This is a genomic window from Paenibacillus sp. USDA918EY (genome assembly GCF_009870825.1).
In the GTDB taxonomy this organism is placed as follows: Bacteria; Bacillota; Bacilli; order Paenibacillales; family Paenibacillaceae; genus Paenibacillus_AQ; species Paenibacillus_AQ albilobatus.
On the sequence record NZ_WTWY01000003.1, the window covers coordinates 143,929 to 167,528 of the forward strand.

Consider the following 23,600-nt stretch of genomic DNA (forward strand, 5'->3'; position numbering starts at 1 on the left):
TTGTCCCATACAATTAAGAAAAAACGCGGAAATCAGGAAAGGGTGATATCGATGAACCCTGCGAACATTCTCTCTTTTACGAAAAAAACGGCAGCCGTCGTCCTGCTGGCCGTGTCCCTCGCCCCGGCGGGCGATGAAGCCGTGCTGGCGGCGGGAAACGGCGGTACCGCTACACCAAACGTAACGATAAATTCGGCCCTGCTCGCCAGGTCCGTCGTTTTCGGCCAGCAAAAAGCCGTTCCGGCATCGCTCCGGAGCTTTACGGAACAGGTCGTCGACGAGCTGTCGAATCAGGATTCGTTTCAAGACTGGAAGCGCGCCGGTATTTCCTACGATCCGCTTGGACCGGGGACGCATGGCTGGCTGGCTACCGTCAGCCGAAACGGCAAAGCGGTCGGTTATTTGATTTTGACTTCGACGGATGACGGCCAATATATGCTAAGCGAATACGGGCGCGGCGAATCGATGCCGTACAACTCGCAAGCGCTGTATCAACGGTTGCAGCAGCTCGGACTTCTGCAGGCCGGATCGAAGCTTTCCGGCGGGACAAGCATCGAAGCCCGCTACTCCGCCCTGCTTCCGGTATGGAAAATTACGCCGCCCGGCAAAAAAGCCATTTATCTTCACGGCATGACGGGCGAAGAACTTCCGATGCAGCCCTCCGGCATGGAGAAAGCTCCCCTTGACGGCCTCTCCTCGATCGGCCGGCTGAAGCTTGTAGGGGCCACGCAGCCAAAGCGGACCGGGACAAGCGATCCGTATGAAAATCTGCTTTGGCTTCAATCTCCGAAGCTTTCCTTTCGGGGCGATCAGGATCTGATCCAGGCGGTCAAAGCCGGTTCAAGCGGCCTCGTGTTTACGTCGCCCGGTCATAACGCCGATTACGGCGCTCCGTTTGTCGTGACCGGGCTTCATGCATGGAAGGCGGACGGGACGGAAAAAGAAGTGCTGTTCGCTGCCTCCGGTCCGGACGGAAGCCGTTATTTGCCCGCTGCCGAGCTGCTGGCCCATGGCGAATTCCGTTCCCTGAACGCATCCCGTCTGTGAATGCTTCGCATTTGATGCTTTTCAAAAATAGTTCCAAAAAATAAAGACGCCATAGGCGGAATTTCGCTGAGGCGTCTTTCGTTTTGCTTTTTTATTGCTTTTGCTTTTTGCGTTCGGACGGCCGCTTCATCAGCATAATGCCGAGCGGAATCATCCCGAACCATTTTTCCGACCAAGGCTCTTTCGGCTTGGTTTTGCGCCGCCGTTCCTCTTTAGGAGTTTCCATAAACGTCACGACGCGTTCCGTAATGTACTTGACAAGCTCTTCTCCGCTAGCCACTTGCGCGCATCCCCTTTCGCAGATGTGATAGGAATAGCTTTCGCAAATCGGCATGTTTTTAAACGGCGTTTTGCCGGTTGGAACATGGCAGTTTGAGCCAAACCAAGAAATCATCGTCCTGCAAATGCATTTTTTTCCGTTAATTGCGCATTCTAAGGCTGTACAGCATAGTTGATTGGGGCATGATGCTGCAACCAGTTTAGGTCGAAAGGATGGCCAGATCGTATGAACAAGCTTTTGAAGCCGGTCTTTTTTGCACTCATGGCGTTCGCTCTCGCTTTCCCCTCTTCCGCCCAGGCCAAGTCGCAAAAGCGTCCGGAGGAAGTCAAAGAGCATCCGGCATTTACCCGCGACGTCATTATCATCGATGCGGGTCATGGCGGGATCGACGGAGGAACGTCGTTTCAAAACATTTTGGAAAAAGACATCAACCTTGCCATCGCCCAAAAGGTATTCATGCTGCTCCGCAGCAAGGGGTATCACGCTGTCCTCAATCGGACGGGCGATTATGCGTTAAGCGACGAAAACCACTGGCTCGGCACGAAATCCAGGCATCTGCGGGATTTGGCGCAGCGAAAAGAACTGAGCCAGCAAATCCCGACGCTGGTCGTCGTCAGCCTGCACGTCAACTGGGGACGCAACACGTCAAAACGCGGGGGCCTGGTTCTCTTTCAAAACGAAGGCCGCAGCGTGTTGCTCGCTTCGGCCATTCAGGACCAGCTGGATCAACTCTACGGATTTAAAGGAAATATCCAGCATGGCCGCCCCTTTTATTTGCTGAATCAAATTGCCGATCCGGCCGTCATCGTTGAAACCGGCTTTCTGAGCAATGCCGGGGACCGCGCCATGCTGACAGACCGTAGAGGCCAATTAAAAATCGCCAAGGCGATCGCAAACGGGATCAATTATTATTTGACGGTAATATAGGTGCCGGATGCCAGCCCCAAATATCCCGGACCAGGTCGCTGATGCCTACGAAGGTGACGCGACCTTGCATTTCCGCCGCACTGCTTTTTATCGCCGCGGCCGTTTTTTGGCCTTGCGTTCCGACATGTCCGATTGTGACGCAATTGCCGTACTCCCGGGCGCGCGCCTCGACGGCTTTCATTTGTCCGGTGATATGGCTGATCGTATGCCGGTCATCGAGAAAAATATGGTTGGCGACGGGAGGCATGCCCATATTGACGGCGAGCTTGCCTACGATGGAGTGATAATTCGTTTTGCTGTCGACAAAAAACAGTCCCCGCTCCTGGCATACCTTCAGCACGATGGACATGATCCTTTCGTCTCCCGTTATTTTCGACCCCATATGGTTGTTCATGCCGATCGCATGAGGAACGTCGTCAATCGCCTCCTCCACTTTTTGCCGCACCTCCTCGTCGGTCATATCGGACGTGATCGCCCCCGGTCCAAGCCATTTCGGGTTTCCATGTTTCGGCTCCATCGGCATATGGACGAGGACGTCAAAACCTTTTTTATGCGCCTGCTCCGCATCGCTTTTCGTCGTCGGAAGAAACGGCATGATCGCTACGGTCAGCTTGATCGGCATGGACAGCATCTCTTCCGTTCCACCCTGGCCGTTGCCGAAATCATCGATGATGACGGCAACCTTCTTTTCCTTGTTTGCAGACTGTTTCGCCGCCTTCCGCCCCTCCTTGTTCTCTGGGGGGATTCCTGAATCCGGACCCTGCAGGCCGGCCGAACCGTGCGCCGATGCGTCGAACGCGGGAGCCGCGGCAAGAAGCAAAACCAGCCCGGCGGCCATTACGCGTTTGCGCCAATTTGATGTTTTCAAGAGCGTTCTTCCTCCTTCTCATTGCAGCATGGGTTCTTACCTCATTGTTTGAGAAAGCAGGAGGAAATATGTATTCGCCGCGAAAAACGTATACCGGCGTCGGACTTGCCCTGATCCTGGCAGACTTTACGATCAAAGCGGGAAATTTTTTTGTTTTACAAATCGAACATCCTCAATTATATATCCTGCTGTCCGCAGGCTTATGTACGGGTTCTTGCCATTCCAATCAATTTATTATGATCAAACGCATACACCGCGTACCAGCTCTGATTGCACATTCTCTTCAAATCATCGACCGATCACTCAAGGAATTCCATCCTAAAGCTCCGTATAAAGCCTCCGACTGCTCAAAATTTTCGGGCGGCCCGATCCAGAATTGAATAGGGCCAGTCATGGGAAAAGCTCCTTTCTTGATCCGATAGGTTCTTGTTTCTCCAGGAATCGTTCATTGGAACAAAGAGTACAAGCGCATATTATGTCTTCCAAACATGTTGCTTGTAGATGATTTTTTTTGAATAACCCCCTCTTCAAGCCGTATTACCCACGAAATTTATACCGAATGGGAATAAATGGAGACGAGTCGGCATGTTTATAAAATAACAGGGTATACACAATGGCCGTATCGTTTCCGCTTCATCGTTACGTCCCGGCCAGGTGAACCACTTCATATCAAGAGAGGGGTACGCTATGCGAACGAAACGCAAATCTATGCTGGCCCTGCTGCTCATCATCGCCGTAAGCGTTTTTATGAGCGCTTGCGGAAGCAGCGGCCAAGAGACCAAATCTTCCTCGCCTCCGAAAACAACCGATGAAAAGCCCACCGATCCCGCGCCCGGGAACAAGACCGAAACGCCGAAGGAGCAGGTTTTCCGCTTTAATTTGCATTCGAATCCTCCAACGCTTGATCCCGGTCAGGCGCAAGACAACGTGTCGTTCGCCGTTCTTAATGGATTGTACGAGGGGCTGACACGAAGCAACGAAAACGGCGAGGTCCTCCCGGGTACCGCCGAGAAATGGGATGTTTCGCCGGATGGAACCAAATATACCTTCCATTTGCGAGCGGATGCAAAATGGTCGAACGGAGATCCGGTGACTGCGGCTGACTACGAGTTTGCGTGGAAACGGGTGCTCGATCCGAAGACCGAACCGGCGCCGCCGTATGCCTATCAGCTGTACTACATCAAAGGTGCGGAAGCCTATAACACCGGAAAAAACGCCGATCCGAATTCGGTTTCCGTCAAAGCCGTCGATCCCAATACGCTTGAGGTCGAATTGGAGCACTCTACGCCGTATTTTCTAAGCCTTCTTTCGTTCCAGACTTATTTCCCGGTGCATGCCTCGGCGAAAACCAATCCGAAGTGGGCCTCCGACGCAAGCACCATCATCTCGAACGGCCCGTTTAAAATCAGCGAATGGAAGCAGCAAAGCTCGCTTGTGCTGGTGAAGAATGATAATTACTATGCGAAGGACGACATCAAATTCACCAAAGTGCAGATGACCATGGTAGACGATTCCGGCTCGGAGCTGAACATGTACGAAACCGACCAGCTCGATTTCGCCGGCATGCCGACCGGACGCATTCCGAACGAGCAAATTCCGGTCTTGAAGCAGACGAAACCGAACGAACTGGAAATTAAGGGCATCGCCTCCACCTACTTCTATTTGTTCAACAATAAACAGAAACCTTTTAATAACGTGAATATCCGCAAAGCGCTGGCGATGGCGATCGACCGCCAGCAGATCGTCGACAAGGTGACGCTCGGCGGACAACTTCCTGCATTTGGCATCGTTCCTCCGGGAATCGCGGGTGAAAACGGCGAATTCCGTTCCGAGCACAAGGACGATTATTTCAAGGAAAACGTTGAGGAAGCGAAAGCGCTGCTGCAAAAGGGGCTTAGCGAGCTGGGTCTGTCCGCTATGCCTGAATTCACGCTCACCTACAATACCGATGAAAGCCACAAAAAGGTAGCCGAAGCCGTCGCCGACATGTGGAGCAAAAATCTCGGCATCAAGGTAAAAATCGAAAACCAGGAATGGGGCGTCTTCCTGAAGAACCGCACCGCGCTCAATTATCAGATGGCCCGGGCCGGATGGACGACCGACTACAACGATCCGATGTCCTTCATCGATCTGTACATGACCGGAAGCGGCAACAACGATATCGGATACAGCAATCCGGAGTACGACAAGCTCGTACGCGAGGCGAAGGAGTCGCTGGATAACAAGGAACGGATGGAATTGATGCTGAAGGCCGAACGTATGCTGATCGAGCAGGATCAGGCCATCCTTCCGCTGTACTACTATACCAACGTTGCGCTCAAAAAACCGAATCTCAAAAACGTGTTTATCGACTATCAAGGAAACATCATCTACAACCGGGGTTACTTCGAATAACGGGCGGTTATCGCGCTGCCCGGTATGAAGTTCGTGTGGGCTTGCGCTTGTTCATCGCAGGCGCGCCCCGCTTCTTCATCCCCGTGAGGAAGGAATGAACCTGACTAGAAGGAGGATACTCCATGATACGGTACTCCTTGACCAAGCTGTTCTATCTCGTACTTTCGCTGTGGGTACTGGCTTCCGTCACGTTTTTGCTCATGAAGGCCATTCCGGGAGATCCGTTCATGTCGGAAAAGGCGGTTCCCCCGGAAATCCGCGCCCGCTTAATGGCTCAATACGGATTGGACAAACCGCTGTACGAGCAATATTTCGTCTATATTTCCAACCTGGCGAAAGGCGATTTGGGCATTTCGATGAAAATGCTGGACCGGGAAGTCGGTCAGACCATTCGCGATGCCTTTCCCTTCTCCCTGAAGCTCGGCGTCGTCTCGATTATCGTCTCGGTTATTGTCGGCATCGGCCTGGGCATGATCGCCGCGCTGCGGCATCGAAAGCTGCTCGACTCCGCCTCGATGGTTATCGCCGTTTTGGGCGTATCGGTTCCCAGTTTCGTGCTGGCTTCTTTTTTCCAATATATTTTTGGCGTCAAGCTGAAATGGCTGCACGTCGTCGGCTTGAACGGCCCGTTGGATTACATCATGCCCACCCTGGCGCTCTCCGCCCTGCCGATCGCCTTTATCGCACGCCTGACGCGATCGAGCATGCTTGAAGTGTTGACGGCCGATTATATTAAAACCGCCAAGGCCAAAGGCCTGTCCCGCGGCGCCATCATCCGCCGGCATGTGCTGCGCAACGGCATCCTGCCCGTCGTTACCTATCTCGGGCCGCTCACGGCCAATGTCGTGACCGGCTCCTTCATTATCGAGCAAATTTTCGGGATCGGGGGGCTCGGCAAAATATTCGTCACAAGCATCAGCAACCGCGATTACTCACTCATTATGGGCATCACCCTATTCTATGGGCTGATTCTGATGTGCGCCCGTTTCATTACGGACATCGCTTACGGACTCATCGATCCCCGCATCACGCTCGTTTCAAGAAAGGAGAAGGCCGCATGACCATGTCCCGTTCCTCCCCAGCCGAAAAACGCGCTTTGGTCCCGGAAGACTTCCGGAAGGCGGACGTCAGCGAACATGCGGCGGAAGCGATCGAACAGAAAAGCGTCTCCGCATGGCGCGAAGCCTGGCAACGCCTGCTCGGCAATCGGGTTGCCATGACGGGGCTCGTCTTCCTGCTGCTGATCATCATTATGGCTATCATCGGCCCGATGCTGACGTCCTACGACTACCACTCCAACAATCTGGATAAGACGAACCAACCGCCTTCCGCCGAGCATTGGTTCGGTACGGACGATCTCGGCCGCGACATGTTCGCCCGCACGTGGATGGGCGCCCGCATCTCGCTGACCGTCGGCTTCTCCGCCGCGGCCATCAACCTCGTGATCGGTGTGATTTACGGCGGCATCATGGGTTATGTCGGCGGACGCCTTGACGATGCGATGAACAAAATCTCCGAAATCATCTATTCCATTCCCGACCTGTTGGTGGCGATTCTGCTCGTCGTCGTCTTCGAACCGAGCCTGGGCACGATTATTTTGGCGTTGTGCGTGACCGGCTGGATCAATATGTCCTGGATCGTTCGCGGGCAGATGATGCAGCTCAAAAATCAGGAATATGCCCTCGCCTCCCGATCCCTCGGTTCTTCGGGCATCCGCATTCTGTTCCGGCATCTCCTTCCGAATGCGATGGGACCGATTATCGTCACCTTAACCTTGGCGGTGCCGACGGCTATTTTCAGCGAAGCGGTGCTGAGCTTCCTGGGGCTTGGGGTGCAATCGCCGGCCGCATCCTGGGGGACGATGATCAACGACGCACTGAAGACGATGATTATTTATCCTTGGCGTATGGCCTTCCCTGCGCTGTTCATCAGCCTGATGATGCTGTGCTTCAATCTGTTCGGAGACGGACTGCGCGACGCGCTTGATCCGAAGATGAAAAAATAAGGACAAGGAGGGTTCTCCCATGCAACCGTTGCTGGAAATCCAAGATCTCCGCGTCTCCTTCCATGTCCGCGGCGGAGAGGTTCAAGCCGTGCGCGGCATCGAATTTCACGTCCAGCCCGGCGAAGCCGTCGCCATCGTCGGCGAATCCGGCTGCGGCAAAAGCGTGACGGCCCAAGCGATCATGCGTCTTCTGCCGCAGCCTCCGGCCCGAATCCATCAAGGAACGATCCGGTTTCAGGGAAAAGACCTGCTGCGCTTGAAAGAGCGGGAAATGCAGTCCATTCGCGGCAAGGATATCGGAATGATCTTCCAGGATCCGATGACATCGCTGAATCCGACGATGACGATCGGCCGCCAGATTACCGAGGTGCTGAACAAACATCAACACATGTCGGCAAGCGAAGCCAAGCGGCGGGCGATCGAAATGTTGGAGATGGTCGGAATCCCCCATCCGGCCTCGCGGTTCTCGCAATATCCGCATGAATTCTCCGGCGGCATGCGGCAGCGGGCCATGATCGCCATGGCTTTGGCCTGCCGTCCGGCGCTGCTCATCGCGGACGAACCGACGACGGCGCTCGACGTGACGATCCAGGCCCAGATTCTGCGCGTGCTAAAATCATTGCAGCGCGAATTCGGGACCTCGATCATTTTGATTACGCATGATCTTGGCATCGTCGCGGACCTGTGCGACCGCGTCCTTGTCATGTATGCCGGCCAAATCGTCGAGACCGGCACCAAGCGGGAAATATTCAAACACCCGCAGCATCCGTATACCCGAGGTTTGCTGCGCTCCCTGCCGCGCATTGATCGAAGCAAGGATGAGCCGCTCGTGCCGATATACGGCACGCCGCCCGATCTGGCCAAACCGCCGGCAGGCTGCCCGTTCTGGGCCCGCTGCAGCGATTCGATGCACATCTGCCAGCAGCTGCAGCCGGAATCGACCGCCGTCAGCGGAACGCACAGCGCCAGCTGCTGGCTGCTGCATCCGATGGCACGGGAGGTGGCTAAATGAACGGAGAGCCATTGCTTCGGATTAACCGGCTCAGCAAGCATTTTCACCTTGGACGGGGCCAAACGCTGAAGGCGGTCCATGACGTCAGCTTTACCGTCCGCCAAGGAGAGACGCTCGGAATGGTGGGCGAATCCGGCTGCGGCAAATCGACGGCCGGACGGACGATCCTCCGCTTGTATGAGCCGACGGACGGGGAAGCCTGGTACGGGGGGACGAATATTTATCGGCTTAAGCCCCGGCAGTTAAAGGCGTTCCGCCGCGAGATGCAGATGATTTTCCAGGACCCTTACGCGTCGCTGAATCCGCGCATGACCATCATGGACATCATCGGGGAGGCGCTGGACATTCACCGTCTCGCCGACAGCCGTTCGGCGCGCAGGCATCGGGTCGGGGAGCTGCTTCACATGGTCGGGCTCAACCCGGATCATGCGACCCGCTACCCGCACGAGTTTTCGGGCGGCCAGCGCCAGCGCATCGGAATCGCCCGCGCCCTGGCGGTCGATCCGAAATTCATCATTTGCGACGAACCGATCTCGGCGCTCGACGTATCGATCCAGGCCCAGGTCGTAAATCTGCTGAAAGATCTGCAGAAACGTCTGGGTCTGACCTACCTGTTCATCGCGCATGACCTGTCGATGGTCAAGCATATCAGCGATCGGGTTGCCGTCATGTACTTGGGCCAAATCGTGGAGCTGGCCGACAGCGGGACGTTGTATGCGGAGCCGCTTCACCCGTATACGCGCGCGCTTATGTCCGCCATCCCCGTCCCCGATCCCGACATCGAGGCCGGCAAGGAGCGCATCGTGCTGAGCGGCGAGCTGCCCAGCCCGCTGAATCCGCCGAGCGGCTGCCCCTTCCGAACGCGATGCCCGCATGCCGCCGCGGTTTGCGCCGAACGCAAGCCCGCGCTTCGGGAAGCGAAGCCGGGACATGACGTCGCCTGCCATCTGGTATAAGCCATTTGGGGTGGCGCAGGTGTTCAACCCCAATATATGACGGTTGATGCGGCAAGAGGCCGAAGGCTTTTGCGTTCGGCCTCTGTCCATCAAGATGCAAGCCCGCTCGATGTCGGATGCATCGTTCTTCTACCGGCTCACCTCTAACGTTTGTGCAACATCTTGACAAAGAAATGCAAACATGTTTCAATATGAATGAATTTAAAAAATATTCATTCACTAGAGGTTGGTTAACCCATGGATAAAAAAACGATCATCTTTCATTGTGGTTCTGAATTATTCCGCTCCAAAGGATTCAAAGACACGAATATTTCAGATATTGCAAAAATGGCGGGAATAGCCGTTGGCACTTTTTATAACTACTATCCCTCGAAAGAGAAATTGTTCTTTGAAATCTACCGGAAAGAAAACGAAACATTAAAAAAGCGCATCGTCGAATCCCTTGACATGAGTCAGGATCCCGTCGCGCTCGTGAGGACATTGGTGGAGCAAAACATCCGTGCCATGAATTCGAATAAAATACTGAAAGAATGGTATAACCGGGATCTCTTCCGGGAACTGGAACACTATTATGAAGAGGTCGGAGAAGAAGATGATTCCATCCGCAGCTTGTATACCGGGTTATTTAAAAAATGGAGGGCCGAAGGAAAAATTAGAACCGATATTGACGATGAACTTTTGCCTACGTTTTTTGAATCATTGGCTTATATCGATTCACACAAGGAGGAAATCGGGATTCAGCATTTTCCGCAAGTGGTACAGTATTTGGCGGAGTTTATCATGAAAGGTTTGACGGATTTTCAAAAATAGGATGCGTACGGGCATTCTTTTTTTGCCTGAATATGAATGAATTTAAAAATATTCATTCATATTTGCGGAACGCTCATGCCAATGCAATGTTCTCGTTGCAAGGAAACGCCAGGCAATATGCGGGGGTATAAAAGGAGGTGATTCAATTGAAATCTTATAGGCCTTCATTCGTCCATCAATCCGGACGGGAAATAAATCAAAAATGCTCTTAAAGCGCAATGATATCAATCATTAAATGGAGGTTGAACATGAAAAGAACAGGGGAAATCGTATTAAGTATGATTGGAGCCGTATCAAGTCTCGTCATGATTGTAGTCGGCATCGTGTTCTTGTACCGCAAAGATGATGCAAATTATTTGAACGATCTGCATGCCAACTGGAGCGATAGCCAAGCAGCTGCTGCGCTTGATCAGATGAACCAAGCGGGTACATTGTGGGTTCTGCCCGGTATGATCGGCGTCGTGTTAGGTGTTATGGCCATGATTTTGCTGAAAGGTAAAGGCAGCCAGAAGATCGCAGGATGGCTGCTAATTATTGTTTCGGTAGCGGCTTGTATGATTTCCGTGTTCGGATTCATTCCTGCCATGTTCTTTGTTATAGCCGGAATCATGGCATTGGTAAGAAAACCAAACGTTAGAAGCAGACAAGGAATGAGGTAAGCCGACCATAAAGGGTTCTACATAGGATGCATGACGAAAATGTGGAACCCTCCCCTTCTCCCGGAACCACCGGCTTCAATTTTTCGAAAAAAGATACGTCACCAAAAAACCGTTCTCATCTTCCGTTTCCGTATAGGTTAACAATGTCATTGATTTCTGCAGTCCATCAAAATCAGTTGGTTGAATCAAATCCTCTTGTCGTACGGAATCCTCCTCTTTGTGCTTATGTCCGAAACCACAGACAAATAAAATACCGCCTGCCGATAAATGCTCGTCAATGGCCGCCAGCTGGGCTTTGTTTAGCCGATAATGATTAATGACGATATTATCAAAAACGCCGATATCTTTTAACGAATCGGGATCGCCTAAATCGATCTGCTGCGTATGCACACGGTAATGGTTGGCATGAGCAAACTTTTCCAAACGATTTAGCGCCTCCCTGCTAAAATCCACTCCGGTGACGTTAAAATGATGCTCGAGAAGAAATAAAGTGTTCCTCCCATCTCCGCAAGCAAGATCAAGGACGGATCCTTTTTTAAAGTATGGCAGATGGTCTACCAGACTTTTTTCAGGATGCAGCCGTCGATCTCCTCTCTTTGCAAATTTGTCATCCCAATACTTTTGGTTTCCCATATACTCCATCGGGTACCCTCCTTTGGATCGCAGGATGATATAGCCTACATACCATTGTTATGATGATTGATTCATATTCGACCACGTTTTCAATTTCTTGTCAAGCTTCGGCGAAGAAACATTGGCATATGCGGCTTACGCGCACCATTGTTTATTTGTGGTTCAATAAACCGTCTGATTTGTGATGGGATGTTTATGGTTTTGTGACCCTTAACCAACGTCGTTCGAGATATTCCTTTGCTATGATTCTACTTGCGGACACGGACGGCAACATCGCAAAAATGACCCGTCCAAAATAAACAAGGAGGATTGGTGTATGTTAAAGGTTCAAATCGTGCTTTTTGATGGCTTCGACCTCATGGACGCCATTGGGCCTTACGAGGTTTTTAGCGCCGCATCAATGGCTGCCGACAACGCGTTAAGCGTAGAATTCGTTACCGCCGAAGGGCCGAGATCCGTGACCAGCGGCGTCAACGGGTTAAAGATGGACGCAAGCGGCAGACTGATTCCGGAACAAGCGGGTATCATTGTCGTGCCTGGCGCGGCGGGCCCCGTCGACGGCGATAGCCCCGATTCGGTCCCTGCTCTTCTGGGCCGGGCAATGAACACGGATTTGACCGGTTTGATGGAACAGGCGCTCGGGCAAAAAGACGTCATCGTCGCCACGGTATGCGGCGGTTCCCTGTTGCTGGCCATGGGGGGGCTGCTCGAGGGCAGACCGGCGGTAACGAACCATCTGGGCATGGATATGCTCGGAGCAACCGGGGCGGTTCCTATCCCCGCACGCGTTGTGGACGACGGCAACCTGGTTAGCGGGGGCGGCGTAACTTCGGGACTTGATGTGGCGCTGTATCTGGTGGAACGCGAGCTTGGACCGCGGATCGCAATCGAAGTGGAACGGTTGTTTGAATTCGAACGGAGGGGGACGGTGTGGAGAGCGGCGGGAATGGAGCCCGGCAATCTTATAAGGACCGGCGACGATCCGAACACCACGGCGGATAAGTCCCCTATAACTTCTGAAACGCCGGGAAACGAACACATACCGGCATCGACCTTCGACGGGGATTGGGATGCGACCATCGCGACACCGGTTGGAAAACTGCAGGTCCAGCTCTCCATATCCACAGCCCATGGGATTATACAAGGCAAGGCAACCCAAGGGAATGAGACGGTCGAATTTTTGAACCCTGTCCTGCAGGACAACAAGCTCGCCTGGTCGCTCAAGATCACGAAACCTATGCGCTTAAATTTGAAATTCGAGGTTGCCGCCGATGGAGATCACATGACAGGAATCGCCAAGGCCGGCATGCTCCCGGCTTCCAAATTAACAGGCACGCGGATTTCTTAATCCGAATGATTGTCGGCTTTTATCAGCGAAGAACAAAAAACGCTTCAGGCCGGCGGGTGGCATTTCCGGTTTTGAAATGAGCGGAAGCGAAAGGATTGGATATAAGGATGAAAAAAATTTGGGGATTGATCATGTCATTGGCTTTAGTTCTAACGCTTGTTGCTCCTGTGGCAAGCGCGGATGCGGCTGAAAACAAAAGTGCGTCCAAAAACAAAAAAGTCCATGTGCAAATCGTATTGTTCGATGGTTTCGATTTGTTGGATGTACTGGCGCCATATGAAACATTTGCTGCCGCAGGAATGTATTCGGGAGGGGCTCTTACCGTGGAATTGGTATCCTTGGAAGGCAAACGCTCCGTCCCGAGCGGCTTGAACGGACCTGCTCTCGAGGCGGAGGCCGCGTTGGACCCAAATCGTCCGGGAATTATTTTGGTGCCGGGGGCATCGGGCAAGCCGGCGGGGAATTCGAAGGATTCCATTCCGAATATATTGTGGCAAGCCAAACAAACCGGCTTAACGAAGAAGATAAAACAAGCTTTTGACAATAAAGACGTCACCGTGGCAACCGTATGCGGAGGTTCATTGCTGCTTGCCATGGACGGATTGCTGAAAGACAAACATGCCGTCACCAATCAACTAGGCATGGATACGTTAGCTGCGGCCGGCGCCATTCCGGTAAACGCCCGAGTCGTCGAAGACAATCCGCGACTCGTGAGCGGTGGAGGCGTGACTTCGGGACTTGATGTGGCCTTGTATTTGGTTGATCGTGAGTTAGGGCCGCAAATCGCGAACGAAGTAGAAACGTTATTCCAATACGAGAAAAGAGGTACGGTGTGGCAAGCGGAAGGCATGACGCCGATCGACTTTAAGGCGAATCAGGACGCTTCGAAAGCTTCTGCGGAAAAACAACCGGCTTCCAATATCGCGAAATGATGCCTGAAAGCAGGCACAGCGGCAGCGGCTCCTTCTCCCTTGATTAAGAGAGGCGTGCTCATAACCCCGCGATTTCCTGAACCCCTAGTCGATCGAACTAGGGGTTTTCGTGTAAAAAACATCGCCCTCCTTAGAAGGCGATGTCTTGGCAAAGCATTGAACCCTATTCAAATGGACATTTCATATTTATTCGTATGCCCCGATATTCACGGCTGCACCCTGCACTCTGGCATTGCCGTCAAGATCATATTCCCCAATGATCGCGGTGTCCGTCGAGCCGGCATCAATCGCCGGCGACGTCGACTGAAGGTGATAATCGTTCAGCGAAACGTTAACGAACTTCGGATCGGCAAACATGGAGTGCGCATCATTGCCTGTTCCCGTTTTGTACGCGGAGAAACCGGTGTACTCTTTGCTTTTCCATGTCCATGATGCGTTGGCGTTTCCACCGGGCGCAAAGTACAGGTTGTAATCGACGATATTCCCCGTATTTTTGGTGTACTCATTATAAATGAGGACATCGGAGGAGTCCGCCACCATGATGTTGTTTTTGATAACGTTATTTTGTGTATCGTACTGTACGTATAGTTGGCCGTTTCCACCGCCCAAGGAATCGTTTTTATAAAGCGTATTGTTGACGATTTTGCAATTGACCGTTGAGCCGCGTTCCGTGTCATATCCGCCCATGGCAATGCCTGTCAAGGAATTTTTGTAAATCAAATTGCTGCGAACGGTGATGTTGCTGGTCGACTTGCCGGCATGTTCGGATGCGATTTCGATGCCGATGTCGTTGTTGTAGCTGTAGTTTTGTTCGATGATGCTGTCTTTGCCGCCATCGACGTATATGCCGCCTGCTTCCGTGCTGCCTTTCTCGTAGGACGGATTTTTGCTGGATGTGATATTGTAAACCTTGTTCCCTTTTATAAGTCCGTTTCGTGCCTGATCGTAAGCGGCGTTCGGAGACTTTCCTTCAAAGCCGATCACATCGATCCCGATGTTGTCGTTGTCGTGGATCACGTTGTTCGTGATGTTGAATGTGTCGACATTCCCGTTCACGACCAGCGATTCGCTGGAGCCAAGCACAAGGTTGTAAAGCTCGTTGCCGTCGATCGTAATGTTTTTGATGGAATCCGGCGCTTTTGTGCCATAGACAGCGATCCCATGCGCGTCCCTGCCCGACATTCCCTTCGGGGTAGCCGTATTTTTAATGTCATGGACCTTATTGTTCGATAAGGTAATGTTGCTGCCCGCACCATGCACATAGATGCCCATCGGCATGACGCCGGATTTTGTCGTTGTATAATTTCGGATTTCAAAGCCGTTAATCGTGACGTAGCTGGCATCCGTCAGATCGACGATTCCTTCCGAGCCGGATACCGTAAGCCCGGTGCCATCGATAACAGGCACTTCAGAGGCATAATTCGAAAACGTGATCGCTCCTTGCGCCGCAGACCCGGAACGGGTGATTTTCAGCTTCTGGTTGTAGACTCCCCCGCGGACGTAAACCTTACTGCCGGGCGTGGCAACGTCGGCTGCGTGCTGCAGCGTTTTCCAAGGAGAGGCGAGCGTCCCGGCGTTCGAATCGCTACCGCTTGGAGATACATAATATTCGGCCCCTTCCGCCAACGCCTTCGTCGGGGCGGCATCCCCAAAGGATGCCCCTAAGAGGGCAATACTCAAACCAATAACCATACCGAATTTCAACATCTTTTTTGTCATCTCCTTCAATATAAGTTTTTAGAACTATATAAGTTGAACAAAATAACCTTAAGGTTGAAGACAGCCGGGTGAAATGTTCTTCCGATCGCTCTTGCTCACAGATTTCTATGATTTTAGTAAATCTATAGTTGAAATCCGCTCACAAAACCCTTTTGCCTGTTCCTTATCACTTTCTTTTGTACAACTTATATAGTTTGATTGAATGCAGGCAACCAAAACAGCGTTTGGCTGCCCGCTTTGTTGCGGGCTATCCCTCTTGCAAGCGGGCAACGCCCTCTACCGTCGGCAAGCTGCCGGTGCCGCCAACGCCAAGCGTCGACAACGCGCCGCATGCATTGGCGTAGCGGAGCAGCGGTTTAGCCGTTTTTCCATGCAAATACCCATAGATGATGCCGGCATTAAAGCAATCCCCCGCTCCCGTCGTATCGACAGGCGTGACGCGGTAAGGCTCAGCCAAAATAACCGTGCCGTCCGGTTCACGCAGCGAAGCCCCTTTGGACCCTTGCTTGACGGCAATGCGGCCTGCGGTCGGAGGGATTTTGGCAAACGCTTGGCCAAGGGACGCCGACTCGAAAATATGCAGAATCTCCTCCTCGCTCGGAATAAACAAATCGGTATGGGCCAATAACGCGCATATTCCTTCCCGGTCCCATACATTCCTTACGTCCCATCCCGTGTCGAACGAAGTGCTGACGCCGCGGCTCTGTGCACGCTTGAAAACCTGCGGCCAATGCGGCCTCATTCCGTCCTGCAAATAATAGGAGCCGAAGTGAAGATGGTTTGCTTCCATCAGCAGCGTTTCCGGGACATGCTCCGGTCCGACGAGCGGAATGCTTCCCGGATAAGTCAGCAAACCGCGGTCGGACGGCGTGGAGAAGGACATCGTCACGCCTGTCTGCACGCCGGGCAAGGAGATGATATGTTCCGTATCCACTCCCATCCGCTTTAATTCCGAAACGCAGAACGTCCCGAAATCGTCGTCGCCAACGACGCTGACGAACCTGACGTCCGCCCCGAGGCTGGCAAGAGCGCAGGCGGTGATGGCCGAGGAAGAACCGAGGACGACCCGAAAGCCGTCGACGATTTTCTCCCGGTTCCATTCCGGTATAACGTCGCTGCCCGTAACGATGACATCCACGTTCAATTCACCGACGATGACGACAGTAGGGGCTGTCCCCCCATTTCCCGCTCCGCTCATCGCAAATCCGGGATGAAATCCCGCTCCGCTTCGTAGAGTTCCTCGAACATGTCGCTGATTTCTTTAAGGGAACATACGGCGGCGGACAATGGATCCACCATAAGCGCCTGCCGCGCCATGTCCTTGTCGTTTTCGAGCACGGCGCCGACGGCCAGTTCGAAAAATGCCATATTGGAGCGGCAGAGCGCGGCCAAATGCTCCGGCAGCTCGCCGAACCGGCAAGGGTTTACGCCGTTCCGGTCGATCATGCATGCCACCTCAACGACCCCGTTTTGCGGCAAATTATGGATCAACCCCTCATTCGGCACGTTGCCGTAAATCACTTTCGGTTCGTTCTTCAGCATCGCTTCGATAATTATCGCGGCATATTCATTGCTGGACTCCAGGCTGATCGGGAGTTTTCCTTCAAGCTTCTGCAAGATCTCCTCGTCGTTTTCTTTGCGCCAGATCGGCCAGTTATTGGCATAGAAGCCGGTCGCTCCATTATAGCCGGAACTGCAATGCTGGTCGATCAAATCCTGCCGTTTGCGGTAATACGGAATATATTCGGAGAAATGTCCGCTCGATTCCGAGACGAATGCTCCCAAGTATTTCATCGCGTCAAAACGCACGGGATCTTTTTTCAGCAAATCGGGGTCCTTGATTTTTTCGCGAAGCACCGGATATAAATCTTTGCCTTGATGCGTCAACTCCACGAACCAGGACATATGGTTGATGCCCCCGGCTCTCCACTGCAGCTCCTCGTAAGGAACGCCGGCGTATTTGGCAAGCTGGCTGGATGTGTTTTGGATCGAGTGGCACAAGCCGACGACAGGGATTTCGGTAATCCTGGACGTGAGCAGCGTCACGGCCGACATCGGATTCGTATAGTTCAAAATGATGCTGTCTGGGCACAAATCCTCGATATCCCGCACGATGTCCATCCAGCTCGGAAGCGTTCGCAGCGTTTTGAACAAACCGCCGGGGCCCAGCGTATCGCCGATACATTGATTCACGCCGTATTTAAGCGGAATCTCGTATTCGTACCGAACGGTTTGCAGTCCGCCTACTTCGATCTGGTTGATGACAAATTGGGATCCGGAGAGCACCTCTCTGCGGTCGACGGAGGCGATGACGTTCCATCGTTTCCCGGTCATTTCGATGATTTTGAGGACGAGCTTCCGGGCGATTTCCAGCCGGTCGGCATCGATGTCGACAAGCGCGATCGTACCGCCCTCCACGCCTTCAATGTTCAAAATATCCACGGCAATTTCTTGTGTAAAGGCGCTGCCTGCGCCGATAATCGTTATTTTTGTCATAAGTTCTCTCTCCATTTTTTATTTCATGCCGGTCATCGTCAAACCTTTGACGAACTGCTTTTGGAAAATCAGGAACACGACGATGACGGGAATCGTAATTAAGACGGCCGCCGACATCACGACATTGTAATTGACGACATGGGTCCCGTTAAAATAGACCAGCGCGAGCGGAACCGTCATTTTTTCGGTATCGTTCAGCACGATCAGCGGCCACAGGTAGTTGTTCCACGCATTCATAAACGTGAAGATGCCAAGCGCGGACAACATCGGAAAAATAAGCGGCGCGATGATGCGGACCATTAACTTCAGTTCGCCCGCCCCATCCATTCTCGCAGCCTCGAGCAAGTCGTTCGGAATCTCCTCGATAAACTGCTTCGCCAGAAACACGCCGTAAGAGCTGACGAGATTCGGCAAAACGATCGCGGCCAGATTGTTGACGAGCCCAAGCTTGGCCGTAATTAAATACGTCGGAATCATGATGACTTGGAACGGAATCATCATCGTAGCCAGGATCAGGAGAAACCAAATCCGTTTGCCGCGAAACTGATGTTTGGCGAATACATATCCGGCAAGCGCGCTGGTGAACAGCGTGGCGGCCGTGATGATGACCGAAGTGAAGGCGCTGTTCAAGAGCCAGACGCCGAAGGGAGCGTCCGCAAACACCGTACGGTAGCCGTCCAGGCTGGGATGCTTCGGCCAAAAGCCGCCTGAGCCCGAAATGATGTCCATGTTGCCTTTGAACGACGAAAGCACCATCCACAGATATGGGACCAGCATGATACATGCCGCTATCACAAGCACGGCCGTGACGACGGTATCGACCCACACATTTTTACGACGCATATGTTTTCAGCCTCCTGTCAATATTCCCACTGCGTGCGGCCCAATTTCAACTGCAGCACAGTGACGATCAATATAATCACGAGGAACAAGGTGGCCAAAGCAGACGCATAGCCCATATTCGAATTGGAAAAGGCTTGATCGTAAATTTGCAGCGCAAGTACCCTCGTTTCATTAAAGGGCTCGCCCTTGGTCATGATCTGGAACTGCGGAAACGCCTGAAAATACGAAATGACGGTGGTAATGGTGACGAACAGCGTCGATCTGCTCAACAACGGCAGCGTCACGTGGCGGAACAGATGCCAAGGATTCGCACCGTCGAGAATGGCGGCTTCATAGTACATTTCCGGGATCGAATCAAGACCCGCCATGAAAAGGACGATATTGTATCCGATATCCGCCCAAAGCGTCATCATAATGACCGACAGCAGCGCATAATGCGGATCGCTCAGCCATTGCACCGGGGCGATGTGAAGCTCTCCGAGGATCATGTTGAACAAACCGTTTTGATAGCTGAACATCGTGCTCCAGACGATCGCCGTCCCGGCAAGCGGAGCGATGGTCGGAAGGAAAAATACGGTGCGGAATAAATCCTTGAGCCAGCGTACCCGCACCCGCTGAATGGCCATCGCAATCAAAAGCGTAATGACAAGATTGGAAATTACGGTAATAAAGACGAATTTGAACGTGATCCAAAGCGATTTCAGGACCACCCCGTCCGTAAGCATGCGCAAATAATTCGCTGCGCCGACATAACGGGCATGATCGCTCATCGGGTTGTATTGAAATAAGGACAAAATGAGACTCCACCCGATGGGAAGGAAAGCAAATACGCCGAACAACAGCAGCACAGGTGTTAAGAAAGCGAATACAAACCGCCGTTCGTTGCGGTAACGGACAGGCTTCTTCGGCAATCCCGCCCGCTTGTCATCGCTTATTACGGTCGCTTCATTCATTATCCAGACACTCCGATCATTTATGGTTGTCCTGACTATCGTTTATCGCTCTCTCCATCGTTTTGAGGCCGTCTTCCACGCTCTCTTTCCCCATCACGATCAACTGGAAATGGTCGTTCACCTGCTTGAAGAAATAATCGCGATCCGCGATCGGACCGATCCATTGACCGTACTGAAGGATGGCGAGCGAAGTTTTCATATACGGGTTTTCCTTGACGAATTCCGGGTCGACAGCCACTTCCTTCTTGGCCGGAACCGTGAAGGTGCCGAGATTCCATGCTTTAAGACGATCCTTCTGCGCCATGAATTGAATGAAATCGAGCGCTTCCGCTTTCACCTTGCTTTTCTGGGCGACAACCGTCCCCCAGCCGGATTCCGCCGCAAAAAACGGTTTTTCCGAGGTAAACGACGGTACGGGCACATAGTCGAAATCCTTCACCTGGTAGTTGTCGAGCCCCGCCGCAATCGTCCACGGTCCGCGGTAAGTCATGGCGGAATTGCCCTGAAAAAAATAATCCGAGGTATCCAGCTGGCCGCCAAAGGTCGTTAAATCCGCCACTTTGTCGTCGGCGACGAGCGCTTTAAGCGCCGTCATCGCCTTGACGGCTTCCGGGGTTTGAAAATCGACATGATCGTTTTCGCCCCAAAAATGGCCTTTTTGCTGCAAAATGAGCGAAAGAAACGTAAAGGTGATGTTATCGGTGGATACGAAATCGAAGCCTTTCACTTTCATGCCTTTGCCGTCTCGCACAGTCAGCTTCTTCGCGTCGTCAACGAGCTCGTCCCATGTGGAGGGCAGGCTTTCGATTCCCTTCTCCTTCAGCATCTGCGGGTGAATGAGCATCCCGCCGTTTTCGATGTTGTACTCCATCGGCAAGCCGTACAGTTTGCCGTCCAGCATGTAGCCTCCGACCGGAGCCGGATAGTACTCCTTGCTGAGCGCTTCCCCGTTCGGAAGCTCGGCAAGCGCCCCGTTCCGCGAATATTCCGGCACCCATGTGCCGAACATTTCCGCAATGTCGGGCGGGGTCCTCGCCGAGAAGGAGGCTTTTAATTTCTGGTTGTAAATTTCATAAGGAAAAGTTTGAAATTTGATTTCGACGTTGGGGTGCTCGTTTTGGTAGGCTTCGATCTGCTTATGATAAGCTTCGACAAAAGCGTCTTCCTGATGGGCCCAGAATACCAGCTTTACTTTGCCGTCGTCGGTGTTTGAATCCGGATTGCCTCCCAATGAACACCCTGAAATTGCAAACGTTATGCAAAAAGATAGACAAATTGCCGCAACCCTTGCAAAACGCATGATCCCTCCTCCTTTCGTCCCCTATTTCAACTCCAATCCTAATCCTTTCCTGTCCACATGAAAAAATATAGCGCATTCATTGGAACACGTCAATTGTTAAATTTCAATTTTTGCCGCAAATTTTTGCTTATTTTTCTTCTGTTTTGCGCAAAACGCAGTTGACCTTGCTTCTCTTTTTACTTAACATAGGATGTGGGGTTTTGCCGCAAAAATCAGGAAATAAACATGACTGACATCGTGAAAAAGGCAGGTTATCCAATATGCCCACATTAAAAGATATAGCCGAACGCGTCGGTGTTTCCATCTCCACCGTATCCCGCGTATTGGCCAATGAGTCCAACCGTTCGGTCAACAGCCAAACGAAGCAAAAAATTTGGGATGCCGCCCGGGATCTTGGTTATCCCGTCAAGCCGGCGGCGCAGGAACCGTCTCCGGCCGTCAAAGGGATCGGCTGCATCGTATCGACGATGCAGGATCGCCGCTACCATCCGTACTTTTCGGTTATTTTCGACGGCATCGAAAAGGAATTGACGAGAAACGGCTATAAGCTTGCGTTCACCCATACGCAGGAAGATTTGAAGCGGCCGGAAATTTTGAGGGAAATTACGGAGGATCCGCAAATCGAAGGAATCATTCTGATTGAAGGCATTGACAAAAAGCTGTATGACTACGTAAAAAAGCATGTCAAGCAAATCGTCGGGATCGACGTATCCGACCCGAGCATCCCGACGATTTCGTACGACCGGGTCGAGGCCGCACGTCTGGCCGTTGCGCATCTGATCGACCAAGGCCATCGCGATATCGTTTTTATCGGCGGAACCGGCCTCTCCGGCGATTATGAACGGGAAAAGCGGTACCGGGGCTACAAGATCGCGCTGGAGCAAGCCGGCCTTGCCGTCCATCCGCAGCATGTGCTTAACGCCGAGTGGGAGCCGGACAACGCCTACCGGCTGATGCTGAAATTTTTGGACCAGCCTCCGGGACGGCTTCCGACCGCCGTTTTTGCGGCCAGCGACATTATGGCCATGGCGGCGATGCGAGCCATTTCGGAAAAAGGCTACCGAATCCCGCAGGACTTCGCGATTATAGGCTTTGACGACAACGAGCCGTCCCGTTACACGGTGCCGCCGCTGTCGACCATCCACATCCCGACCTTCGAGATCGGGGTTGTTGCGGCAAAAACGATGCTGCAGTGCATCCATTCCCCCTATCCGCTGCCCGTCAAAATTTTGCTGCCGTTTGAGCCGATGTTCAGGCAATCCAGCGACTGGCGCGTACCGGGGCAGCCGGGGCAGCCTGGGCAGCCGTAAGCATTAGCAAAGTCCTTTTCATCTCTTGGAAGAAAGCTTAATGGGTTAGAAGCCATAATAGCTACAAAGACAGAAAGACCACCATTCAAACGATGAAATGATGGTCTTTCTCTTCATGTTAAAATAAGCAGCCGCGCACCGATAGCCCCGCCGGCGTTCCACATGGGTCCGGCTTTGGGAATGGCTCAATAAGACGATGTTTTATCAAATCGGATCTTTTGCAAACCCTGCCGTCACTACCCTACCGTTGGTGCTAACATTGTCGACTTTCCATACTCCCTTCGTATACACAAGGGCGATCGTCCGGTCCTCGATATACTGATCTTCGCCCGTTAAGCCGTTTGCCAAAACGACAGACTGGGAAAGGACAGCTTTCGTCGGACTGATATATTCCGGCAAAGTGATAGGTGTTGCATAAGTGTTTGCTGTGCCCAATCCCTTTTTTTGAATCATGGATTGGATCAGTTTTTCCGTGAAGTAAGGTTTAAAGTGTGTTTTCGCGTTTCTGCTCGCCGTTAGCGTCGCTGCTTCGTTTAATTTATCAGACAATGCCTTCAAACGCGCTTCCGGGATTTTTTGCTGTTCGGGGATGTTTACGGCCGGTTGTTCCATATGAATAAAAAGCTGCTTTCCATTCAGTGTCACTGTCGCTTGTTTCGAGTCATTGTTCCAGGTAACATTCGCCCCAAGCGACTGGCCGACAAATGCTAACGGTACATAAGTTGTCCCTTTTATAATTTGCATAGCCGTACCTAACTCGATATATTTTCGAGGCGGAGCGGCTGGATCATCGGCGGGTGGCGGCGTTTCAACAATGGCAATGTCGAAATTGGCACCCAGCCGAATGATCGTATTGCCATTCACAACTTTAAGCTCCTTGGCTTGCTGAAACCATTCCACTTCGGCCCCCAGGTTTTCAGAGACCACGCGTAGCGGAACGAGCACGCGGCCGTTATGAATCTGACCGTTAAAAACGGTCACATCCTTTATTACATTTTTCGCGGCAAAGCTCGTCACGGATGTCATAGGCATTGCCAATAACGCCGAGGCAAGTAAGCATGCAGTCCACTTTTTAAGCATCATGAACCTCCTAATCTTCATGTCATCA

The 23,600-nt window shown here is 52.4% G+C and carries 23 protein-coding genes and 1 pseudogene; 14 read left to right on the top strand and 10 right to left on the bottom strand.

The window, feature by feature from the left end; genetic code table 11:
- Nucleotides 1-51 precede the first annotated feature (51 nt).
- The gene (locus GQY55_RS08375) at nt 52-1,047 is read left to right on the top strand and encodes a hypothetical protein (protein ID WP_160040088.1); all 996 of its coding nucleotides are present in this window, start codon (nt 52-54) and stop codon (nt 1,045-1,047) included.
- 91 nt (nt 1,048-1,138) lie between these two features.
- Here GQY55_RS08375 and GQY55_RS08380 read toward each other — a convergent pair whose 3' ends face one another.
- On the bottom strand, nt 1,139-1,327 hold the full coding sequence (locus GQY55_RS08380; RefSeq protein ID WP_160040090.1) for a YqzE family protein: 189 nt from the start codon (nt 1,325-1,327) through the stop codon (nt 1,139-1,141).
- Between the two features lie 225 nt (nt 1,328-1,552).
- On the opposite strand from GQY55_RS08380, the gene GQY55_RS08385 reads away from it, so the two are divergent.
- Nucleotides 1,553-2,254, top strand: coding sequence for an N-acetylmuramoyl-L-alanine amidase (locus tag GQY55_RS08385; RefSeq protein ID WP_160040092.1), 702 nt, complete (start codon nt 1,553-1,555; stop codon nt 2,252-2,254).
- Here the strand turns inward: GQY55_RS08385 and GQY55_RS08390 are convergent.
- The gene (locus GQY55_RS08390) at nt 2,229-3,122 is read right to left on the bottom strand and encodes a divergent polysaccharide deacetylase family protein (protein ID WP_236575493.1); all 894 of its coding nucleotides are present in this window, start codon (nt 3,120-3,122) and stop codon (nt 2,229-2,231) included. The genes GQY55_RS08385 and GQY55_RS08390 overlap by 26 nt on opposite strands.
- 44 nt (nt 3,123-3,166) lie before the next feature.
- Between GQY55_RS08390 and GQY55_RS32040 the strand changes: the two genes are divergently transcribed.
- The 9 genes and pseudogenes from GQY55_RS32040 to GQY55_RS08430 all read left to right on the top strand — a co-directional run bounded on the left by GQY55_RS32040 (nt 3,167) and on the right by GQY55_RS08430 (nt 10,958).
- Entirely contained in the window at nt 3,167-3,502 is a 336-nt protein-coding gene (locus GQY55_RS32040; RefSeq protein ID WP_236575494.1) for a hypothetical protein, read from the top strand.
- Nucleotides 3,503-3,809: 307 nt separating this feature from the next.
- Nucleotides 3,810-5,516 (top strand): peptide ABC transporter substrate-binding protein, encoded by a 1,707-nt coding sequence (locus tag GQY55_RS08400; RefSeq protein WP_160040096.1) that lies wholly within the window; start codon nt 3,810-3,812, stop codon nt 5,514-5,516.
- Nucleotides 5,517-5,638: 122 nt separating this feature from the next.
- Nucleotides 5,639-6,577, top strand: a complete 939-nt coding sequence (locus GQY55_RS08405) for an ABC transporter permease (protein ID WP_160040098.1) — start codon at nt 5,639-5,641, stop codon at nt 6,575-6,577.
- On the top strand, nt 6,574-7,521 hold the full coding sequence (locus GQY55_RS08410; protein WP_160040100.1) for an ABC transporter permease: 948 nt from the start codon (nt 6,574-6,576) through the stop codon (nt 7,519-7,521). Before GQY55_RS08405 ends, GQY55_RS08410 begins: the two co-directional genes overlap by 4 nt.
- A 19-nt stretch (nt 7,522-7,540) precedes the next feature.
- A complete protein-coding gene (locus GQY55_RS08415) occupies nt 7,541-8,533 on the top strand; it encodes an ABC transporter ATP-binding protein (protein WP_160040102.1) in 993 nt (330 codons plus the stop codon).
- Complete coding sequence (locus tag GQY55_RS08420; RefSeq protein WP_160040104.1) at nt 8,530-9,489, top strand: ABC transporter ATP-binding protein; 960 nt, start codon at nt 8,530-8,532, stop codon at nt 9,487-9,489. Before GQY55_RS08415 ends, GQY55_RS08420 begins: the two co-directional genes overlap by 4 nt.
- Nucleotides 9,490-9,726: 237 nt before the next feature.
- Nucleotides 9,727-9,873: pseudogene (locus tag GQY55_RS31905) on the top strand (TetR/AcrR family transcriptional regulator); the annotation flags it as partial.
- A 63-nt stretch (nt 9,874-9,936) separates the two neighbouring features.
- Entirely contained in the window at nt 9,937-10,299 is a 363-nt protein-coding gene (locus GQY55_RS31910) for a hypothetical protein (protein WP_328803733.1), read from the top strand.
- 248 nt (nt 10,300-10,547) lie between these two features.
- Complete coding sequence (locus GQY55_RS08430) at nt 10,548-10,958, top strand: DUF4064 domain-containing protein (RefSeq protein WP_160040108.1); 411 nt, start codon at nt 10,548-10,550, stop codon at nt 10,956-10,958.
- A gap of 75 nt (nt 10,959-11,033) precedes the next feature.
- Here the strand turns inward: GQY55_RS08430 and GQY55_RS08435 are convergent, their stop codons facing one another.
- Nucleotides 11,034-11,600, bottom strand: a complete 567-nt coding sequence (locus tag GQY55_RS08435) for a class I SAM-dependent methyltransferase (RefSeq protein ID WP_160040110.1) — start codon at nt 11,598-11,600, stop codon at nt 11,034-11,036.
- A 307-nt stretch (nt 11,601-11,907) separates the two neighbouring features.
- Between GQY55_RS08435 and GQY55_RS08440 the strand changes: the two genes are divergently transcribed.
- Together GQY55_RS08440 and GQY55_RS08445 are read left to right on the top strand one after the other, a co-directional pair.
- Complete coding sequence (locus GQY55_RS08440; RefSeq protein WP_160040112.1) at nt 11,908-12,939, top strand: DJ-1/PfpI family protein; 1,032 nt, start codon at nt 11,908-11,910, stop codon at nt 12,937-12,939.
- A gap of 107 nt (nt 12,940-13,046) precedes the next feature.
- The gene (locus tag GQY55_RS08445; RefSeq protein ID WP_160040114.1) at nt 13,047-13,871 is read left to right on the top strand and encodes a DJ-1/PfpI family protein; all 825 of its coding nucleotides are present in this window, start codon (nt 13,047-13,049) and stop codon (nt 13,869-13,871) included.
- A 186-nt stretch (nt 13,872-14,057) separates the two neighbouring features.
- Here GQY55_RS08445 and GQY55_RS08450 read toward each other — a convergent pair whose 3' ends face one another.
- The 6 genes from GQY55_RS08450 to GQY55_RS08475 all read right to left on the bottom strand — a co-directional run bounded on the left by GQY55_RS08450 (nt 14,058) and on the right by GQY55_RS08475 (nt 21,113).
- On the bottom strand, nt 14,058-15,578 hold the full coding sequence (locus GQY55_RS08450) for a right-handed parallel beta-helix repeat-containing protein (RefSeq protein ID WP_201452120.1): 1,521 nt from the start codon (nt 15,576-15,578) through the stop codon (nt 14,058-14,060).
- A 259-nt stretch (nt 15,579-15,837) separates the two neighbouring features.
- Nucleotides 15,838-16,788 (bottom strand): carbohydrate kinase family protein, encoded by a 951-nt coding sequence (locus GQY55_RS08455; RefSeq protein ID WP_160040116.1) that lies wholly within the window; start codon nt 16,786-16,788, stop codon nt 15,838-15,840.
- Nucleotides 16,785-18,086 carry an alpha-galactosidase gene (gene melA / locus GQY55_RS08460; protein WP_160040118.1) on the bottom strand — a complete coding sequence of 434 codons (1,302 nt, stop codon included), beginning with the start codon at nt 18,084-18,086 and terminating at the stop codon, nt 16,785-16,787. The genes GQY55_RS08455 and melA overlap by 4 nt, the downstream gene beginning before the upstream one ends.
- 18 nt (nt 18,087-18,104) lie before the next feature.
- On the bottom strand, nt 18,105-18,929 hold the full coding sequence (locus tag GQY55_RS08465) for a carbohydrate ABC transporter permease (RefSeq protein WP_160040120.1): 825 nt from the start codon (nt 18,927-18,929) through the stop codon (nt 18,105-18,107).
- 17 nt (nt 18,930-18,946) lie between these two features.
- Nucleotides 18,947-19,882 (bottom strand): carbohydrate ABC transporter permease, encoded by a 936-nt coding sequence (locus GQY55_RS08470; RefSeq protein ID WP_160040122.1) that lies wholly within the window; start codon nt 19,880-19,882, stop codon nt 18,947-18,949.
- Nucleotides 19,883-19,898: 16 nt separating this feature from the next.
- Complete coding sequence (locus GQY55_RS08475) at nt 19,899-21,113, bottom strand: ABC transporter substrate-binding protein (RefSeq protein ID WP_236575495.1); 1,215 nt, start codon at nt 21,111-21,113, stop codon at nt 19,899-19,901.
- 329 nt (nt 21,114-21,442) lie between these two features.
- Here GQY55_RS08475 and GQY55_RS08480 point away from each other — a divergent pair, with 329 nt between their 5' ends.
- Complete coding sequence (locus GQY55_RS08480; protein ID WP_160040126.1) at nt 21,443-22,492, top strand: LacI family DNA-binding transcriptional regulator; 1,050 nt, start codon at nt 21,443-21,445, stop codon at nt 22,490-22,492.
- A 204-nt stretch (nt 22,493-22,696) separates the two neighbouring features.
- Here the strand turns inward: GQY55_RS08480 and GQY55_RS08485 are convergent, their stop codons facing one another.
- Nucleotides 22,697-23,572, bottom strand: coding sequence for a stalk domain-containing protein (locus GQY55_RS08485; RefSeq protein WP_160040128.1), 876 nt, complete (start codon nt 23,570-23,572; stop codon nt 22,697-22,699).
- Between the last annotated feature and the right edge of the window lie 28 nt (nt 23,573-23,600).

Bases quoted from the DNA above. Each gene is read 5' to 3' on its own strand.
- GQY55_RS08420 (WP_160040104.1), top strand. From the start codon at position 8,530: ATGAACGGAGAGCCATTGCTTCGGATTAACCGGCTCAGCAAGCATTTT.
- GQY55_RS08465 (WP_160040120.1), bottom strand. From the start codon at position 18,929: ATGCGTCGTAAAAATGTGTGGGTCGATACCGTCGTCACGGCCGTGCTT.
- GQY55_RS08445 (WP_160040114.1), top strand. From the start codon at position 13,047: ATGAAAAAAATTTGGGGATTGATCATGTCATTGGCTTTAGTTCTAACG.
- GQY55_RS08480 (WP_160040126.1), top strand. From the start codon at position 21,443: ATGCCCACATTAAAAGATATAGCCGAACGCGTCGGTGTTTCCATCTCC.
- GQY55_RS08455 (WP_160040116.1), bottom strand. From the start codon at position 16,788: ATGAGCGGAGCGGGAAATGGGGGGACAGCCCCTACTGTCGTCATCGTC.
- GQY55_RS08375 (WP_160040088.1), top strand. From the start codon at position 52: ATGAACCCTGCGAACATTCTCTCTTTTACGAAAAAAACGGCAGCCGTC.
- melA (WP_160040118.1), bottom strand. From the start codon at position 18,086: ATGACAAAAATAACGATTATCGGCGCAGGCAGCGCCTTTACACAAGAA.
- GQY55_RS08400 (WP_160040096.1), top strand. From the start codon at position 3,810: ATGCGAACGAAACGCAAATCTATGCTGGCCCTGCTGCTCATCATCGCC.
- GQY55_RS08440 (WP_160040112.1), top strand. From the start codon at position 11,908: ATGTTAAAGGTTCAAATCGTGCTTTTTGATGGCTTCGACCTCATGGAC.
- GQY55_RS08430 (WP_160040108.1), top strand. From the start codon at position 10,548: ATGAAAAGAACAGGGGAAATCGTATTAAGTATGATTGGAGCCGTATCA.
- GQY55_RS08450 (WP_201452120.1), bottom strand. From the start codon at position 15,578: ATGTTGAAATTCGGTATGGTTATTGGTTTGAGTATTGCCCTCTTAGGG.
- GQY55_RS08435 (WP_160040110.1), bottom strand. From the start codon at position 11,600: ATGGAGTATATGGGAAACCAAAAGTATTGGGATGACAAATTTGCAAAG.
- GQY55_RS08385 (WP_160040092.1), top strand. From the start codon at position 1,553: ATGAACAAGCTTTTGAAGCCGGTCTTTTTTGCACTCATGGCGTTCGCT.
- GQY55_RS08405 (WP_160040098.1), top strand. From the start codon at position 5,639: ATGATACGGTACTCCTTGACCAAGCTGTTCTATCTCGTACTTTCGCTG.
- GQY55_RS08415 (WP_160040102.1), top strand. From the start codon at position 7,541: ATGCAACCGTTGCTGGAAATCCAAGATCTCCGCGTCTCCTTCCATGTC.
- GQY55_RS08470 (WP_160040122.1), bottom strand. From the start codon at position 19,882: ATGAATGAAGCGACCGTAATAAGCGATGACAAGCGGGCGGGATTGCCG.
- GQY55_RS08410 (WP_160040100.1), top strand. From the start codon at position 6,574: ATGACCATGTCCCGTTCCTCCCCAGCCGAAAAACGCGCTTTGGTCCCG.
- GQY55_RS31910 (WP_328803733.1), top strand. From the start codon at position 9,937: ATGAGTCAGGATCCCGTCGCGCTCGTGAGGACATTGGTGGAGCAAAAC.
- GQY55_RS08485 (WP_160040128.1), bottom strand. From the start codon at position 23,572: ATGCTTAAAAAGTGGACTGCATGCTTACTTGCCTCGGCGTTATTGGCA.